This is a genomic window from Pseudomonas tumuqii (genome assembly GCF_013184545.1).
GTDB classification, from domain to species: domain Bacteria; phylum Pseudomonadota; class Gammaproteobacteria; order Pseudomonadales; family Pseudomonadaceae; genus Aquipseudomonas; species Aquipseudomonas tumuqii.
In genome coordinates this window covers 244,541-259,723 of the sequence record NZ_JAAOJA010000008.1, presented here as the reverse complement: position 1 = coordinate 259,723, position 15,183 = coordinate 244,541, and the positions used below count along the sequence as shown (strand labels likewise).

Annotated in this window: 14 protein-coding genes; 7 read left to right on the top strand and 7 right to left on the bottom strand. The window is 63.8% G+C overall.

What is annotated here, in order from left to right:
- Positions 1-327, top strand: a 327-nt coding sequence (locus G9C89_RS16305; protein ID WP_256674230.1) for an acyl-CoA dehydrogenase family protein, incomplete at its 5' end; no start/stop codon positions are given.
- Between the two features lie 60 nt (positions 328-387).
- Here the strand turns inward: G9C89_RS16305 and G9C89_RS16300 are convergent.
- The 3 genes from G9C89_RS16300 to G9C89_RS16290 all read right to left on the bottom strand — a co-directional run bounded on the left by G9C89_RS16300 (position 388) and on the right by G9C89_RS16290 (position 2,180).
- Complete coding sequence (locus tag G9C89_RS16300; protein WP_172149854.1) at positions 388-1,035, bottom strand: DUF502 domain-containing protein; 648 nt, start codon at positions 1,033-1,035, stop codon at positions 388-390.
- Positions 1,036-1,104: 69 nt separating this feature from the next.
- On the bottom strand, positions 1,105-1,779 hold the full coding sequence (locus G9C89_RS16295; protein ID WP_172149852.1) for an RES family NAD+ phosphorylase: 675 nt from the start codon (positions 1,777-1,779) through the stop codon (positions 1,105-1,107).
- Positions 1,776-2,180, bottom strand: coding sequence for an MbcA/ParS/Xre antitoxin family protein (locus G9C89_RS16290; protein WP_172149850.1), 405 nt, complete (start codon positions 2,178-2,180; stop codon positions 1,776-1,778). The genes G9C89_RS16295 and G9C89_RS16290 overlap by 4 nt, the downstream gene beginning before the upstream one ends.
- 268 nt (positions 2,181-2,448) lie before the next feature.
- Here G9C89_RS16290 and G9C89_RS16285 point away from each other — a divergent pair, with 268 nt between their 5' ends.
- The 4 genes from G9C89_RS16285 to G9C89_RS16270 all read left to right on the top strand — a co-directional run bounded on the left by G9C89_RS16285 (position 2,449) and on the right by G9C89_RS16270 (position 7,089).
- Positions 2,449-3,528: a gluconokinase, GntK/IdnK-type gene (locus G9C89_RS16285; protein WP_172149886.1), complete on the top strand. Its 1,080-nt coding sequence runs from the start codon at positions 2,449-2,451 to the stop codon at positions 3,526-3,528.
- 63 nt (positions 3,529-3,591) lie between these two features.
- Positions 3,592-4,869 (top strand): TRAP transporter large permease subunit, encoded by a 1,278-nt coding sequence (locus tag G9C89_RS16280; protein ID WP_172149847.1) that lies wholly within the window; start codon positions 3,592-3,594, stop codon positions 4,867-4,869.
- A gap of 102 nt (positions 4,870-4,971) precedes the next feature.
- The gene (locus G9C89_RS16275) at positions 4,972-5,985 is read left to right on the top strand and encodes a TRAP transporter substrate-binding protein (RefSeq protein ID WP_172149845.1); all 1,014 of its coding nucleotides are present in this window, start codon (positions 4,972-4,974) and stop codon (positions 5,983-5,985) included.
- An 84-nt stretch (positions 5,986-6,069) separates the two neighbouring features.
- Positions 6,070-7,089, top strand: coding sequence for an HTH-type transcriptional regulator GntR (locus G9C89_RS16270; protein ID WP_172149843.1), 1,020 nt, complete (start codon positions 6,070-6,072; stop codon positions 7,087-7,089).
- 54 nt (positions 7,090-7,143) lie between these two features.
- On the opposite strand, the gene G9C89_RS16265 is transcribed toward G9C89_RS16270, so the two are convergent.
- Together G9C89_RS16265 and G9C89_RS16260 are read right to left on the bottom strand one after the other, a co-directional pair.
- Positions 7,144-7,893, bottom strand: coding sequence for a substrate-binding periplasmic protein (locus G9C89_RS16265; RefSeq protein WP_172149841.1), 750 nt, complete (start codon positions 7,891-7,893; stop codon positions 7,144-7,146).
- 160 nt (positions 7,894-8,053) lie between these two features.
- The gene (locus G9C89_RS16260; RefSeq protein ID WP_172149839.1) at positions 8,054-8,986 is read right to left on the bottom strand and encodes a LysR family transcriptional regulator; all 933 of its coding nucleotides are present in this window, start codon (positions 8,984-8,986) and stop codon (positions 8,054-8,056) included.
- Between the two features lie 157 nt (positions 8,987-9,143).
- On the opposite strand from G9C89_RS16260, the gene G9C89_RS16255 reads away from it, so the two are divergent.
- Positions 9,144-10,352: an acyl-CoA dehydrogenase gene (locus tag G9C89_RS16255; protein WP_172149837.1), complete on the top strand. Its 1,209-nt coding sequence runs from the start codon at positions 9,144-9,146 to the stop codon at positions 10,350-10,352.
- A gap of 241 nt (positions 10,353-10,593) precedes the next feature.
- The gene (locus G9C89_RS16250) at positions 10,594-13,848 is read left to right on the top strand and encodes a DUF1631 family protein (RefSeq protein WP_172149835.1); all 3,255 of its coding nucleotides are present in this window, start codon (positions 10,594-10,596) and stop codon (positions 13,846-13,848) included.
- Positions 13,849-13,889: 41 nt separating this feature from the next.
- Here the strand turns inward: G9C89_RS16250 and G9C89_RS16245 are convergent, their stop codons facing one another.
- Both G9C89_RS16245 and G9C89_RS16240 read right to left on the bottom strand, forming a co-directional pair.
- A complete protein-coding gene (locus G9C89_RS16245; RefSeq protein WP_172149833.1) occupies positions 13,890-14,075 on the bottom strand; it encodes a hypothetical protein in 186 nt (61 codons plus the stop codon).
- 10 nt (positions 14,076-14,085) lie between these two features.
- The gene (locus tag G9C89_RS16240) at positions 14,086-15,066 is read right to left on the bottom strand and encodes a TerC family protein (RefSeq protein ID WP_172149831.1); all 981 of its coding nucleotides are present in this window, start codon (positions 15,064-15,066) and stop codon (positions 14,086-14,088) included.
- Positions 15,067-15,183 lie beyond the last annotated feature (117 nt).

The window sequence follows — 15,183 nt, the reverse complement described above, 5'->3', positions numbered from 1 at the left end:
ACCTTCGGCAAGCCGATCATCGAGCACCAGGCAGTGGCCTTTCGTCTGGCCGACATGGCCACCCAGATCGCCGTGGCGCGGCAGATGGTTCATCACGCCGCCAGCCTGCGCGAAGCCGGCATGGCCTGCCTGACCGAGGCCTCGATGGCCAAGCTGTTCGCCTCGGAGATGGCCGAGCGGGTCTGCTCGGCGGCGCTGCAGACCCTGGGTGGCTACGGCTACCTCAAGGACTTCCCGCTGGAGCGGATCTACCGCGACGTACGCGTGTGCCAGATCTACGAAGGCACCAGCGATGTGCAACGGCTGGTGATTGCCCGCAGTCTCTAGCAGGCCGTATCGCCTGCCAGGTCGTCTCGTGCGTGCAAATGCGCCGCAGGGGGCTGCTAGCTAGTCCTTGCGCGGCCTCTGTGGCGGCGGATTGATGCCCATGGATAGATAGATGCTGGTGAAGGCGTCGACGCCGATATTGGCTGGCTTGACCCATTCCACTGGCACATACAGCAGGCCGCCGCCGATGGGGATGGGCGCGGTCGGCACCAGCACGGCGTAATAGCTGCGGCCATCGATATCAATCGGATTGGGGTTGGGCATCAGCGCCAGCACGGCGACACCGTCACCACCGAACAGGCACCAGACGGGGCTCATGGCGTTGATGTCGGCACCTTCCTTTTTCTCCAGCAGGGCGACAAAGCGATCCGCCAGGTTGTACAGCTTGCCGAACAGCGGAATGCGCCGCAGGGTCAGGTCGGTCAGCCATTGCAGCGGGCGGCGCAGCCCGAGCTGCACGCCCAGGCCCAGGGCATAGATGCCCACCAGCAGCGCCGCCGTACCCAGGGAGTACGCCAGGTAGGCATTGCTGGCGAATGGCTGGCCCATGGCCGCAAACACCTGGCCGATATAGCTGGACGGCCCGATTGCCCGATTCAACAGACCGACCAGCCAAGTCAGCAGCGCCAGGCTCAAGGCCAGCGGCAGCAAGACGATCAAGCCGGTTAGCCAGGTGGCGAGGAGGGCGTTGGCGCTTTTCTTGAGCATGGTGGGATCCGGTCGAGTGGCGGTATCAGGCAGGCAGCTGCCCGGGGAGAGCTACAGAGTGTCGGGCATTCAGGCGATGGTTTTAAGGGTGAAGACGTCGGTGATCCGCTGCAGCTTGCCATCCCAGACGTAGCGCAAGTGCACGCCCTGGTGCGGAATGCTCGCCGCCGGCGGGCGGAACAGGGCAGCGCATTCGCCCGTGGGGTGGCGCACGCTGCGGTACAGCAGGCCCCAGGAGCCCTGCTGGCGCCGTTCGGCGGCGAAGCGCTGGGCGATCGGGTAGGCGGCCGGATCCGGGTCGTGCAGGTGCTCGTGGTCCTGGCGAATGTCGTCCAGCGCCTTGACCACCCGGCAGACGTAGGCGCGCAGGGTCAGTTCCAGGCTTGGCTCATGGGTCGCGCGCAGGAAGCGCTCGCGGTGGTAGCGGGTTTCCGCCACCGCGGTGTGCAGGTTGTCGCCACAGTAGTAGACGCCATACTGGCCCGCGGTGAAGCGACTGATCGCGCCGACATGGGTGAAGGCGGCCATCAGCGGTGACGAGCCGGGGCCGCTGACCCGGTCCTCCGGGGCCACGTGGGCGAGCAGGCCGGCTTCTTCGCGCAGGCGATCATTGGTCAGGCCCTCGATCAGGAAGGCCTGTTCGAGGTCGGCGGCATCCAGCACATCCTCGAAGACCGAGATCGGCGGAAAGGCGCTGGAGACCAGGCGGTAGGCCCGCGGCCAGGCGGGCAGGGTCTGCCTCAACCCCTGACACCGTCGAGGTAGCGGCGCACGTCGGCGAGATCGACCACGCCGCCGGCGAGCATCAGCTCGAGTGCGCTGTTGCCGTTGAACGGCGCCTCGCTGTTGGCTTTTCTCACCCACTCATAGGTCGAGGGTTTGTCGCCGAACAGGATGCGCAGGGACTTGTGGATGCCCATCAGGTAGGACACCCGTTCCATGGTGTCGCGGGGCAGGCGCACCTCCGGCAGTTGGCGATATTTGTACAGGGTGCTGCGGCCGATCGAACCCAGCAGCACCATCTGTTCCTCGACCGAGCAATGCCACTTGTCCATCAGGTTGAAGAAGAACTTCAGTGCGACCTGACCCGCCTTGGTTGACTCCAGGTCGAGGGCTGGCGCGTTGCGTTGCGCGGTAGCAATCATGGTCTCGTCTCCACTTGTGGACTTAACGTCAATACTAGTCTTCATCTGGACTTGGTGCAATGGGCAGGTCATTACCCGTGCCATTGCCGCAAGCGCCGCTCGGCAGCTTTTTTGTCGATTGCCTGGGCGGAGGCTTGTCGAACACCTTGGTTAGCGCTAACATCGGCTCAAACAACAAACGGCCCCGCCTCATGGGTGCCCTGGAGAACCCATGCAGACAGTCAATCCTGCCCCCGCCGTCACCGTGGCACGCCGTACCCTGGTGGTCATGGGCGTCAGTGGCTCCGGCAAGACCGAGATCAGCCAGGCCGTGGCCAGCGAGCTTGCCTGGCGGCATATCGAAGCCGACCATTTCCATCCCGAGGCTAACGTCGAGCGGATGCGCGCCGGCACTGCCCTCACCGATGACGACCGGATTCACTGGCTGGATGCGTTGATCGTCGAGATGCAGGCTGCGCAGGCCGCGGGGGAGGGCTTCGTGCTCGCCTGTTCGGCACTCAAGCGCATCTACCGCGAGCGTCTGCGCGCCGCCGTGCCGGGGCTGCAGTTCGCTCATCTGGACATCGATCGGGCTACCGCCTTGCAACGGGTAGGTGCCAGACCCGGGCATTTCATGCCGATCTCGCTGGTCGACAGCCAGTTCACCACCCTCGAATCGCCCGACGGCGAAGCCCATGTGTTCAGCGTCAGCGCCGCGCAGAGCCGCGCCGAGGTGGTCGCGCAGATTTGTGCCTGGGTGCGCCGCGATGCCACGGGTGAGGAGATCGAAGCGCAGGTGGATCTTTCTGCGCAGCCGTTTGATAGCGCTAACCATGGGCCGCAACTGACTGCCGAACCGATCTACAGCGGCGGACTGGCGCAGCTCTTCGACCGCCTCACCGACGGTCTGATGGCTGGGTTGATGGCCTTCATGGTGGCCGCCGTATTCATCAACGTCGTGCTGCGCTATGCCTTCGGCACCGGCTGGGCCGGCGTCGAGGAGCTGTCGCGGCTGGCCTTCGTCTGGCTGGTGTTCGTCGGTGTGGCCTCGAGCATGCGCCGCGGCGAACTGATGACCTTTCGCATGATCCGCGACCGTTTTCCCCATGCCGTCTGCCGCCTGGTCGACTCGGCCAGCTGGCTGCTGGTGATCGGCGCCAGTCTGCTCTCGGCCCTGGGGGCCTGGAGCCAGGTGCAGTACGGCTGGGGTAACCACAGCACGGTGGTCGGCTACCCGGTGGTGCTGGCGATGGTGCCGATATTGGCCAGCATGGCGGTGCTGGCGCTGCTGGCGCTGGTGCAGCTGGTCAACGTCTGGCGCCGACCGCGCGAGCAAACCGCGGCGCTGGCCAATGTCACGGCCGACTGAGCGGCTGTTCGCGTTGCATTCTTTCCATAACAAGATCGGGCACTGCCCACCGAGGACCCGCTGATGACCGTCGCTGTCTTCCTTGCTTCACTGCTGGGTTTCATGTCTTTCGGCATGCCCATCGCCTTCGCCCTGATTCTCACCGGCGCGGTGCTGATGTGGTATCTGCAGTTCTGGGACGTCCAACTGCTGGCGCAGAACCTGCTCGCCGGCGCCGACAGCTTTCCGCTGCTGGCCGTGCCCTTCTTTATCCTGGCCGGCGAGCTGATGAACGCCGGCGGCATCTCCAGGCGCATCATCGCCATGGCCCAGGCCTACTTCGGCCACCTGCGCGGCGGCCTCGGTTATGTGGCGATCGCCGCGGCGGTGTTGCTGGCGAGCATGTCCGGCTCGGCCCTGGCCGATACCGCGGCGCTGGCCACCCTGTTGCTGCCGATGATGCGCCAGCGTGGCTACCCGCTGCATTCCTCGGCCGGCCTGGTGGCGGCCGGCGGCATCATCGCGCCGATCATTCCGCCGTCGATGCCCTTCGTGATCTATGGCGTGGTGACCAATACCTCGATCAGTCAGCTGTTCATGGCCGGCCTGGTGCCGGGCCTGATCATGGGCGTCGGCCTGGTCTTCGCCTGGACCCTGATCGCCCGCGGCTTCACCGAGCCGACGCCGCCCAAGGCGAGCAAGGCCGAACGCCGCCATGTGCTGGTGGATGGCGCCGCGGCGCTGATGCTGCCGGTGATCATCGTCGGCGGCCTGCGCTTCGGCATCTTCACCCCGACCGAAGCGGCGGTGGTGGCGGCGGTCTACGCCCTGGCGGTGTCGACCCTGCTGTATCGCGAACTGAGCTGGGCGGCGCTGAGCGAGACCCTGACCCGCGCCAGCCGCACCACCGCCTCGGTGATGTTCCTCTGCGCCGCGGCCACGGTGTCGGCCTATATGGTGACCCTGGCCCAGCTGCCCGAGGAAATCGGCGTCATGCTCGGGCCGCTGCTCGACCATCCGCATCTGCTGATGCTGGCGATCATGCTGCTGATGATTGCGGTGGGCATGGTCCTCGACCTGACGCCGACCATCCTGATCCTGGCGCCGGTACTGGCGCCCATCGCGATCAAGGCCGGCATCGACCCGGTGTATTTCGGTGTGATGTTCGTGCTGATCGGCTCCATCGGCCTGATCACCCCGCCGGTGGGCACGGTGCTCAACGTGGTCGGCGGTATCGGCAGGCTGCGCATGGAAATCCTGGTGCGCGGGGTGATGCCGTTCTTCTACATCTACCTGGGCATAGTCGCGTTGCTGGTTGCCTTCCCGGCCATCGTCACGGTGCCGTTGACATGGTTGCGCTGAATCCGTTGTTTTCCACGTCCGGCGGCACGCTGCCGGGCAGCTTGTTGTAGGTTGCACAAAAACCGTCGTTCTACTTCTCACAACAATAAGAGGCACTCGCTGATGAAACGTCCACTGATTACCGTTCTGGCTGCAGCCATGCTGTTCAGTCCGCTGGCCACGCTCACCGTCCAGGCCGATGAAGTCCGTTCGCGGATGATCCGCTTCGGCTACGGACTCAACGAACAGAGCAACCAGGGCCGGGCGGCCAAGCTGTTCGCCGAGGAAGTCGCCAAGGCCTCCGAAGGCAAATTGAAGATGCGCACCTATGCCGCGGCCAGCCTGGGCTCGGACGACCAGATGCAGAGCGCGCTGATCGGCGGCGCCCAGGAAATGATGGTCGGTTCCACCGCCACCCTGGTCGGCATCACCAAGGAAATGGCGGTGTGGGATACGCCGTTCCTGTTCACCCGCGAGCAGCAGGCCGATGCGGTGCTGGATGGCCCGGTCGGGCGCCAGGTGATGGACAAGCTGGAAGAGAAGGGCCTGGTCGGCCTGGTCTACTGGGAGAACGGTTTCCGCAACATGACCAACAACACCCGGCCGATCACCAAGCTGGAAGACTTCTCCGGGATCAAGCTGCGCGTGATGCCCAACCCGGTGTTTCTCGAGACCTTCAAGCTGATGGGCGCCAACGCCGTGCCGCTGCCGTTCTCCGAGCTGTTCACCGCGCTGGAGACCAAGGCGGTGGATGGCCAGGAAAACCCCTTCAACACCATCCTCTCGTCGAAGTTCTTCGAGGTGCAGAAGTACCTGACCGTGACCAACCACGTCTACAGCCCGTGGATCGTCACCGCGTCCAAGCGCTGGTGGGACGGCCTGTCGCAGACCGAGCAGGGCATCATCCTGGACGCGGCGAAGAAGGCCCGCGACTTCGAGCGTCAGGACACCCGCGCAGAAGCGGCCAAGGCCCTGGCGCAGCTCAAGGAAAACGGCATGCAGGTCAACCAGATCAGCGACGCCGAGGTGCAGCGCATGCGTGAGCAGGCCCAGCCGGCGATCCAGCAGGTGATCGACACGGTTGGCCAGCCGCTGTTCGACCAGGTGCAGGCCGAGCTGGCCAAGGTGCCGGAATAGGCAAGCCCATGGCGGTCAGCTGGCTGATGTCGGGCTGACCGTCGCGCCTGCTAGAATCGCCCACACTTTGCCGATGGAACCGTCATGAGCCCACGTCGTCGCCGCTCCGCCGAACGCGTCACCCTGTCCGACGTGGCCAAGGCCGCCGGCTGCTCGCTGATGTCCGCCTCGCGCGCGTTGTCGCAACCGGAACGGGTTTCCGATGCACTGCGCGCACAGGTCATGCAGGCGGCCAAGGCGCTGGGCTACGTGGCGAATCCGGCGGCACGGGCGCTGGCCAGTTCCAAGTCGAACCTGGTGGCGGTGCTGATTCCGTCGCTGTCCAACTCGGTATTCGTCGACACCGTCGAGGCGATCCAGGGGGTGCTGATGCCCGCCGGTTTCGAGATGATGATCGGCGTCAGCCACTACCGGCCCGAGGAAGATGAGCGTCTGCTGCGCTCCTACCTGGCGCATCAGCCGGCCGGCCTGTTGCTCACCGGCTTCGAGCGCAGCGACACGGCGCGGGAGATTCTTGGCGGTTGCCGCGGCCCCATCGTCACCATGATGGAGTTGAGCGATGCCGAGGACGAATACTGCGTCGGCTTCTCGCAACTGGATGCCGGCGCGACCATGACCAACGCGCTGATCGAGCGCGGCTACCGGCATATCGCCTTCGCCGCCGCCCAGCTCGACCCGCGCACCCTGCAGCGTGCCGAGGGCTATCGCCAGTGCATGCAGGCCCACGGTCGTTACAACCCGAACCTGGAACTGCTCACCCCGGAACTGTCCTCCATCGGCCTGGGCGCCAATCTGCTCGACCGCCTGTTGCTCCAGCATCCGGAGATAGACGCGGTGTTCTTCAACAACGACGACCTGGCTCTGGGCGCGCTGTTCCGCGCTCGCCAGCTCGATCTGGCGGTGCCGCAACGCCTGGCCATCGCCGGCTTCAACGACCTGCCGGCCGCCGCCTGGGTGCATCCGGCGCTGACCACGGTGCGCACCATTCGCGGGCGCATCGGCCAGTTGGCCGGGGAAATGCTGCTGACCCTGATGCGCGGCGAACAGCCAGCCGCGCACTGCATCGACGTGGGCTTCGAACTGGTGCTGCGCGACAGCGCTTGAACGCAACCATTCGACGGTGGTGTCCTCAAGGCCGCCTGGTGCACACGGCGCACCCTATGGCAGTTGGTAGCGGGCCAGCAGGCGCGGGATGTCGCCATTGGCATAACCGCGGCGGATATGCTGGTTGAATTTGGCGAGAAAGTCGCCCATCTCCAGGCGCTTGTGAAAGCCCAGGTAGTTGGCGTCGCGCTTGAGCGGCTGCGCCAGCACCTGGAATTCCGCGGCGCGCCGCGACAGTTCCGGGTCCAGAGCGATGGCCCGGTGCAACCCGGCGGTGCCTGGATTGATCAGGGCCACGTCGATGCGTTTGGCCAGGAGTTTCTTCAGCCGCGGGACCGGACCATTGTCCTCATCGACCTGGAACACTCCCTGCCTGCGCGCCTGTTCGAACTCATCGCCGAAGCTGCCGCCGGCACCCAGGCCGATGCGCCGGCCCTTGAGATCTTCGATGCGGTTGAAGATCAGGTTGTCGTCATGGCGCACCACGATCACCACCTCGTCGTAGAACAGCGGCTCAGAGTAGTCGAAGAGTTGTTGGCGTTCCGTGGTCCAGCTCAGGCCGATGATGCCGGCCTGGCCGCTCTCGGCCATCTTGTAGGCACGGATCCAGGGGTAGAGGTGCAGGTTGAGCTGGTGCTCAGGCATGGCCGCAGCGGCGTAGCGCAGAATATCCACCAGCATGCCCTGGGGTTGATCGCCTTCGGCGTAGATCTTGGGTATCGAATAATTGTTGCCGACAATCAGAATCTCGTCGGCAAAGACAAGGTTGCAAAGCAACACACAAGCCAGGAGCAGACAGCGCATGCAGCATTCCTTACACCGGGGCGGCCTCTATGGCTGAACCATAGGCCAGGGCGAAGTACTTGCCTAGCAGGCCGTGTGGGGGCCATCGCGGAAATGACAAAAAAGTGCGAAATCTGCTGGTTCTGTGACCATCCGCCGGGGCCCGCCCCGGCGACGCGGACTAGGACGCGGCCTTCTCGAGTTTCTTTTCCTGGGCGATGACGTGCTGACAGATCTCGATGATCTGCTCGCGCATCCAGCGGTTGGCCGGATCCTGGTCGGTGCTCTCGTGCCAGTACAGATGAGTTTCCAGGGCCGGCACGTCGTTGACCGGCAGCTCCATGTAGTGCAGATCGTTACGCCGGGCGAAGCGCTCCGGCACGGTGATGACCATGTCGGTGTTCTGCAGCACGGTGGAGGCCATCAGGTAATGCTGCGAGCGCAGGGCGACTCGGCGTTTCAGGCCCATCTTGCCCAGCGACAGGTCGATATAGCCGAGGCCGCTGCGGCGGCTGGAAATCTGGATATGGGTCAGCGACAGGTATTCGTCCAGGCTGATCTTGTCCTTGGCCAGCGGATGCCCCCTGCGCATGGCGCAGACGTAGCGGTCTTCCATCATCTTGACGTGACGTACCTGGGGGTCGGTGTTGAGCGGCGCATCGACGGCGAAGTCGAGCCGGCCGGCGGCCAGCTCCTTGGTGGTGTCGCGCCGGCGGGCGAGCATGCTTTCCAGGCTGACATTTGGCGCCAGGCGGCGCAGGCGTTGGAACAAGGAGGGCAGAACCACCGCTTCGGTGAGGTCGGTCATGCTGATGCGGTAGGTCTTGTTGGCCTGGGCCGGATTGAAGATGCGGCTTTCCTGCACCGAGATGCGCAGTTGCTGCAAGGCGCTGCGCACCGGGCCGATGATGTTCTGCGCCATTGGCGTGGGCACCATGCCCTGGGCGGTGCGCACGAACAAGGGGTCGTTGAAGGTCTCGCGCAGGCGGGCGAGGGCATTGGACACGGCGGGCTGGGTGATGCCGACGATCTGCCCGGCGCGGGTCAGATTGGCCTCGGTGTAGATGGCATCGAAGACGATAAAGAGGTTGAGGTCGACCTTGTTCAGATTCATTCCGCGCTCGCTCCGAGGGTTGTCGGTATTAGTGAATCATATATCGGTGATGAATGTTTATACACGCTGAGAATAGGTTAGATAAATTTTAGGCCCTGTTCTAGCATCATTTTCAGATCGAACACCTCACCAAATTAGCCCGCAGAAGGTAGCTCCCATGGATTTCGCCTACTCCCCCAAGGTTCAGCAGCTGCGTGAGCGCGTCACCGCGTTCATGGAGACTCACGTCTATCCGGCCGAGGCCGTTTTCGAACAGCAGGTCAATCAAGGCGACCGCTGGCAGCCGACCGCGATCATGGAAGAGCTGAAAGCCAAGGCCAAAGCCGAAGGCTTGTGGAACCTGTTCCTGCCGGAGTCGGAGCTGGGCGCCGGTCTGACTAACACCGAATACGCACCGCTCGCGGAAATCATGGGCAGCTCGCTGATCGGTGCCGAGCCGTTCAACTGCGCCGCGCCGGATACCGGCAACATGGAAGTGCTGGTGCGCTACGCCAACGAGGCGCAGAAGGAGCAATGGCTCAAGCCGCTGCTGGCCGGCGAGATCCGTTCGGCCTTCGCCATGACCGAGCCGGGCGTGGCCTCATCCGATGCCACCAACATGGAAGCCCGCGCCGTGCGCGAGGGTGACGAGTGGGTGATCAACGGGCGCAAGTGGTGGACCTCCGGCGCCTGCGACCCGCGCTGCAAGGTCATGATCTTCATGGGCCTGACCAATCCCGACGCGCCGCGCCACCAGCAGCACTCGATGATCCTGGTGCCGATGGACGCCCCCGGGGTGAAGATGTTGCGTCCATTGCCGGTATTCGGCTACGACGACGCGCCCCATGGTCACGCCGAAGTGTTGTTCGAGAACGTTCGGGTGCCCTACGAGAACGTGCTGCTCGGTGAAGGCCGCGGCTTCGAGATCGCCCAGGGCCGCCTCGGCCCTGGCCGTATCCACCACTGCATGCGTTCGATCGGCATGGCCGAGCGCGCGCTGAAGCTGATGTGCGAGCGTTCGATCAGCCGTACCGCGTTCGGCAGGCCGCTGGCACGCCTGGGCGGCAACATCGACCACATCGCCGACTCGCGCATGGAGATCAACATGGCGCGCCTGTTGACCCTGAATGCGGCCTACATGATGGACACTGTCGGCAACAAGATCGCCGCCAGCGAAATCGCCCAGATCAAGGTGGTGGCGCCGAACGTCGCGCTCAAGGTGATCGACCGCGCGATCCAGATCCACGGTGGTGCCGGGGTCTCCAACGACTTCCCGCTGGCTTACTGGTACGCCATGCAGCGTACCCTGCGCCTGGCCGATGGCCCGGACGAAGTGCACCGCGCGGCGATCGGCAAGTTCGAGATCGGCAAGTACATGGCGAAGTAACCGCGCCGCAGCGGCCCCCGAGGCTGCAAAGCCAACGACAAGGCCCGCCAACCAGGCGGGCCTTGTCGTTGCTGCGACTGCACTGTGTCTGCGCGCGGCGACTTGCGCCGCTTGCGGCATAACCGAAGAGCGCCTGAAATGCAGCGAGGCGCCAGCCGAATCCAATCCTGACGTCTATAGTTCATCTGCGGCAGCGGGAGCCTGTCGCACCTGGAATAAATACAGGCGAGAGGGAGGCGGGATGCAGACGCAGCAGCAGTCGCCAGTGATGGATGCCTTGGGACAGACTGTCGGCACTTATCTGCCCCACTGTCTGGAAGGGGTGATCGACGCCACCATTCAGACCTTGAATGAACAGCGCCTGTTGGCGCGCAGCAACAAGGAGGCCCAGGGCTGCGAGGATTTCCTGCGCCGGTGCATAACGCTGCGCCAACGGGCCATCGCCGAAACGGTCAAGGCCATTCGAGCCTTGCTGCCAGCCGGCATCATCGCGCAGGCGCAGGCACCGACGGACGCCAGCCAGTGGCAACTGGTCGATGATGGCGAAGTGGAGGAGATGCTCGAGGCGCGCCGTTTGGTGCGCCAGTTGCGCGAACCCTTGGGTGTCCTGGAATGGCGCAGTTGCGCCAAGTTGAATACAGCCACCGGAGCGCAAGCGAAAGATCGGGAAAGCCCGCTGTCGCTGGAGTTCATGGTGCGCACGCTGCAGGCACAATTGCAGCTGCGCGAGCAGTTGCCCCTGGTCCGCGAACTGTTCTACGCCGCCGCGGCGCAGGTGCTCGCCAGTGACCTGAAGGTCTACTTCGAGCAGCTGGACAAGGTTTTCGAGCGTTTCAAGATAGAGCCGCTTATCGATCCGGTGGTGCTCCCCGCTCAGGAACGCCGCCGCACGCCGCCCAGCGCCGCGCCGGATGCGCCTTACCGGGCAATCGAGCATTTGCGCGCGGTAGGCGCGGATTCCACGACCGGCGCCGCTACGGCCGAGGGCGGGAGTGCCGCTGTCGAGGCCGCCGCGGACGCCTCCTTGCTGCAGGCTGCGCTGGGCAAGCTGCAGCAACTCACTCCACCTGAGCAAGGCTGGTCGCCGGATACGTTTCTGCAGGAGCTGGGCGAGGCTGGCGCCGTGCTGTCGCCACGGCAGAGTGCAGATGCCGGGGTGGTGGCCGAGCTGTTCCAGCACATCGAGCAGGAAACGGCGATTGCCAGCAATGTCAAACCGGCCCTGCGCCGGCTCATGGTCCCGGTCGTTCAGGCCTCCATGCTCGACCCCGCCGCCTTCGCCGACTCGACCCATCCAGTCCGCGCCACCCTGGACAAGATGATGCGGCTCTGTGATTTTTCCGAGCCACCCAACCCGATTCTCGAGGACCGCGTCCAGCAGTTGATCGACGGCATCGTCGCCGACTACAGCGGTGACAGCAGCGTGTTCATGCGCTGCGACCAGGAGCTTGAGCAACTGCTGGCGGTGCAACAGCGCGCCTACAGCAATAACGCCGATCGCGTGCGCCAGTACATCCGTGGGCGAGATGTGCTTGAGCAAGCCAGGCAGCATGTCGGGCGTGAGCTGTCGAAACTGTTCGGCCAGCGGGCACCACAGGTACTGCTCGACTGGCTGGACATCGGCTGGCGCGAATTATTGGTGCACGAGCTGATCCGCCAGGGCGAAGAGAGCTTTGAATGGCTCGATGACCTGGCCGTGTTGCGCCAGCTCAACGGCTGGTTGCAGGCCGACGCGAATGCCTGGGGTTACAGCGCCAGCCGGGTCGAGCGGGCGTTCGAGACCGAACCGGTGCTGGAGCTGCTGCGCAAGCGCATGGAGAGTTTCCTGCCCGGACAGTTCCGCCATACCCCGGTGCTCAAGCAATTGCACGAACAGCTGGTCGGCGATCAGCCGGTCGAACTGGTCGACTTGCCGTCTCCCGCGGCGACGCCGCCCGCACCGCGTTACTCGCCTGACCAGCAACGCTGGCGGGAGCGGGTGCAGCAACTCAGCGCCGGCGACTGGTTGGTGACCCAGAGTGGTCAGTACCTGCAGTTGGTCTGGGCCAACTCGCTCACCGATCACTACATCCTGGTGGACCGCCAGGGTCGCGAAGCCGGCAGCCTCACCAGCGACGAATTGATCGCCAGATTCGCCTCCGGCTGGCTGGGGGCCTCGGAACCCGAACCGCATGGTGTTGGCGTGATTCAGAAACACCTGGAGGATATCGTCGGCAATCTGTACCGCGATATCGCCCATGCGCGCAGCCACGACGAGCTCACCGGCTTGCTCAATCGCCGCAGTTTCGAGACGGCGATCGCCCAGGCCCTGGCGTCCCAGCAGAAGAATGCCTTCATCTATGGGCATATCGACCAGTTCGGTCTGCTGAACTCCCGTTTAGGCCATGTGGCCGCCGACGCCTACCTCAAGCAGATTGCCGAGTTGCTGGCAGCCCAGTTGCCCGAGACGGCGACCTTGGCGCGCATCGGCGGGGCGGATTTCGCCGTGGCCCTGACCCAGCCGGATGAACTCCAGGCCGGCCAACTGGCCGAACGCCTGCGGGCGGCTACCGAGGCCAATGTATTCGAGTGGGAGGGACGTTCGCACACGGCCACCATGAGTGTCGGGATCGTGCTGATGAGCGAGCGCCACGATGTGGTCAATCTGTTTCGCGATCTGCAAACGGCATGCGCCACCGCGAAGGAGTCGGGGCGCAACTGTGTGCACACCTACACCGATGAGATCGATGGCGTGCACACCGGACTGATGGCCATAGCCGGGCAGGTGGACGACATCATCGAACGCGGCGAACTCAGTCTGCGCGTGCAGCAAATTGCCCCTGCCAGAGGCTTGCACGACCAGTTGCCACATTATGAAGTGTTGTTGGTCATGGAGAATGAAGTCACTCTGCTCGACTTCATTACCGCCTCCGAGCGCTATGACCGCATGACCAAGGTCGACCGCTGGGTACTCAAGCGGGTGTTCACCGAGCTGGCGCAACACCCGAACTTCTGGACATGCTCAAGCGGGGTATCGATCAATCTGTCCGGCAGCAGCCTGAATGACGACAAGCTGCTGCAGTTCATCGAAACCCTGTTCGAGGATTACGCGGTGCCGCCGGAGCGAATCCGTTTCGAAATCACCGAAACCGCCGCGGTGGCCAACCTGACCAAAACCGCCGACCTGGTGCGTTACCTGCAACGTTTGGGCTGCACATTCGCCATCGACGATTTTGGCACCGGTTTTTCCTCCTACGAGTATCTCAAGCGGCTGCCCGTGGACTTCGTCAAGATCGACGGCAGTTTCGTCAGGGAGATCGAACGCTCGCCAAGTGATCTGGCGATGGTCAAGTCGATCAATGAGATCGCGCATTTGCTGGGCCGCAAAACGATTGCCGAGTACGTCGAAACCGTCGGTATCCGTGAGTGTCTGGCCGAGTTGGGCGTTGACTATGTACAAGGCTACGGCGTCGAGTACCCGCGACCCTTGAGCGAGTGCCTCAAGGGTATGCAGTGAGCGCCCGCGGCCTGTCGTTCAGCCGTTGCTTGCTCTGCGCTTCAGCGCGGCTGCCGATCGCCGGATTCGCACTCGGCGAGTTCGCGCAACCAGAGCAGGCGTTGATGCAGTTGGGCGGCAAAGGTGCGCGCCGCCAGTTCCTCATGAAAGGTTACGCCGCGAGGGCCCATGCGCACTTGCCAGAGCGTGCGGCCCTGACGTTGCAGGTTCTCGATTCGTACATCCATCCCGCGCCCCTCATAGCAACTTGTTGCGAGTCTTCAATAGGGAAAGCAGCACCCCGCCTGCCAGTAGGCAGAAGGTTACGCCAAGTGAGACCACTGCGGGAATCTTGCCAATGAGCCCGTGCAGGAAAATCTTTCCGCCGATAAAGATCAGCACCAACGCCAGCGCGTATTTCAGGTAGATAAAGCGGTGCATCAGCGCAGCCAGGGCGAAGTACAGCGAGCGCAAGCCGAGGATCGCGAAGATGTTCGAGGTATAGACGATAAACGGGTCCTGAGTGATGGCAAATACCGCGGGCACGCTGTCTACCGCAAATATCAGGTCAGCCAGCTCGATCAGCACCAGTGCCAGCAGCAGCGGGGTGGCGTAACGCCGCAGCCTGTCGCTGGCCGGGTCGCGCAGGCGGACAAGAAAGCGCCCCTCATGCAGCTCATCGGTGACCCGGATATGCCGGCGCAGGAATTTCAGCGCGGGGTTCTGTGCCAGGTCCGGGTGCCGGACTTCACGGCTGAACAGCATCTTGATCCCGGTCAGCAGCAGAAAGGCGCCGAATACGTAGAGAATCCAGTCGAACTGCTGCACCAGCGCCGTGCCCAGGCCGATCATGATCGCGCGCAGCACGATGACCCCGAGGATGCCCCAGAACAATACCCGATGCTGGTAGCGCCGAGGAATGCCGAAGAAACCGAGAATCATCGCCATGACGAACACGTTGTCCATCGACAGCGATTGCTCGACCAGAAAGCCGGTGTAGAACTCCAGTGCCTTGCTCGCCCCGAGTTGCCACCAGATCCAGGCGCCGAACAGCAGGCCCACGCTGAAGTAGCCGCTGTACAGCAGCAAGCTCTCGCGCATTTCAATCTCATGCTGGTCGCGGTGGAGTACACCGAGGTCGAATACCAGAAGCGCCAGGACAATGGAGATAAAGGCCAACCAGAACCAGGCAGGCGTGCCAAGAAAGGGGCCGGTAAACAAAGCCTGCAGAGCGTTCATGAGCCCTCCCTGCAATCGGCCTAAGTTGAGAACCAACTTAGTGACTCCGACATCACGGTGAGCAACTCACCGCCAGAGGGGCCCGGTGTCACATAGAACTTAGGCTAGAAGCTGTGA

Coding starts and splice junctions, on each gene's coding strand:
- G9C89_RS16300 (WP_172149854.1), bottom strand. CDS start 1,035: ATGCTCAAGAAAAGCGCCAACGCCCTCCTCGCCACCTGGCTAACCGGC.
- G9C89_RS16290 (WP_172149850.1), bottom strand. CDS start 2,180: ATGATTGCTACCGCGCAACGCAACGCGCCAGCCCTCGACCTGGAGTCA.
- G9C89_RS16285 (WP_172149886.1), top strand. CDS start 2,449: ATGGGCGTCAGTGGCTCCGGCAAGACCGAGATCAGCCAGGCCGTGGCC.
- G9C89_RS16280 (WP_172149847.1), top strand. CDS start 3,592: ATGACCGTCGCTGTCTTCCTTGCTTCACTGCTGGGTTTCATGTCTTTC.
- G9C89_RS16275 (WP_172149845.1), top strand. CDS start 4,972: ATGAAACGTCCACTGATTACCGTTCTGGCTGCAGCCATGCTGTTCAGT.
- G9C89_RS16270 (WP_172149843.1), top strand. CDS start 6,070: ATGAGCCCACGTCGTCGCCGCTCCGCCGAACGCGTCACCCTGTCCGAC.
- G9C89_RS16265 (WP_172149841.1), bottom strand. CDS start 7,893: ATGCGCTGTCTGCTCCTGGCTTGTGTGTTGCTTTGCAACCTTGTCTTT.
- G9C89_RS16260 (WP_172149839.1), bottom strand. CDS start 8,986: ATGAATCTGAACAAGGTCGACCTCAACCTCTTTATCGTCTTCGATGCC.
- G9C89_RS16255 (WP_172149837.1), top strand. CDS start 9,144: ATGGATTTCGCCTACTCCCCCAAGGTTCAGCAGCTGCGTGAGCGCGTC.
- G9C89_RS16250 (WP_172149835.1), top strand. CDS start 10,594: ATGCAGACGCAGCAGCAGTCGCCAGTGATGGATGCCTTGGGACAGACT.
- G9C89_RS16245 (WP_172149833.1), bottom strand. CDS start 14,075: ATGGATGTACGAATCGAGAACCTGCAACGTCAGGGCCGCACGCTCTGG.
- G9C89_RS16240 (WP_172149831.1), bottom strand. CDS start 15,066: ATGAACGCTCTGCAGGCTTTGTTTACCGGCCCCTTTCTTGGCACGCCT.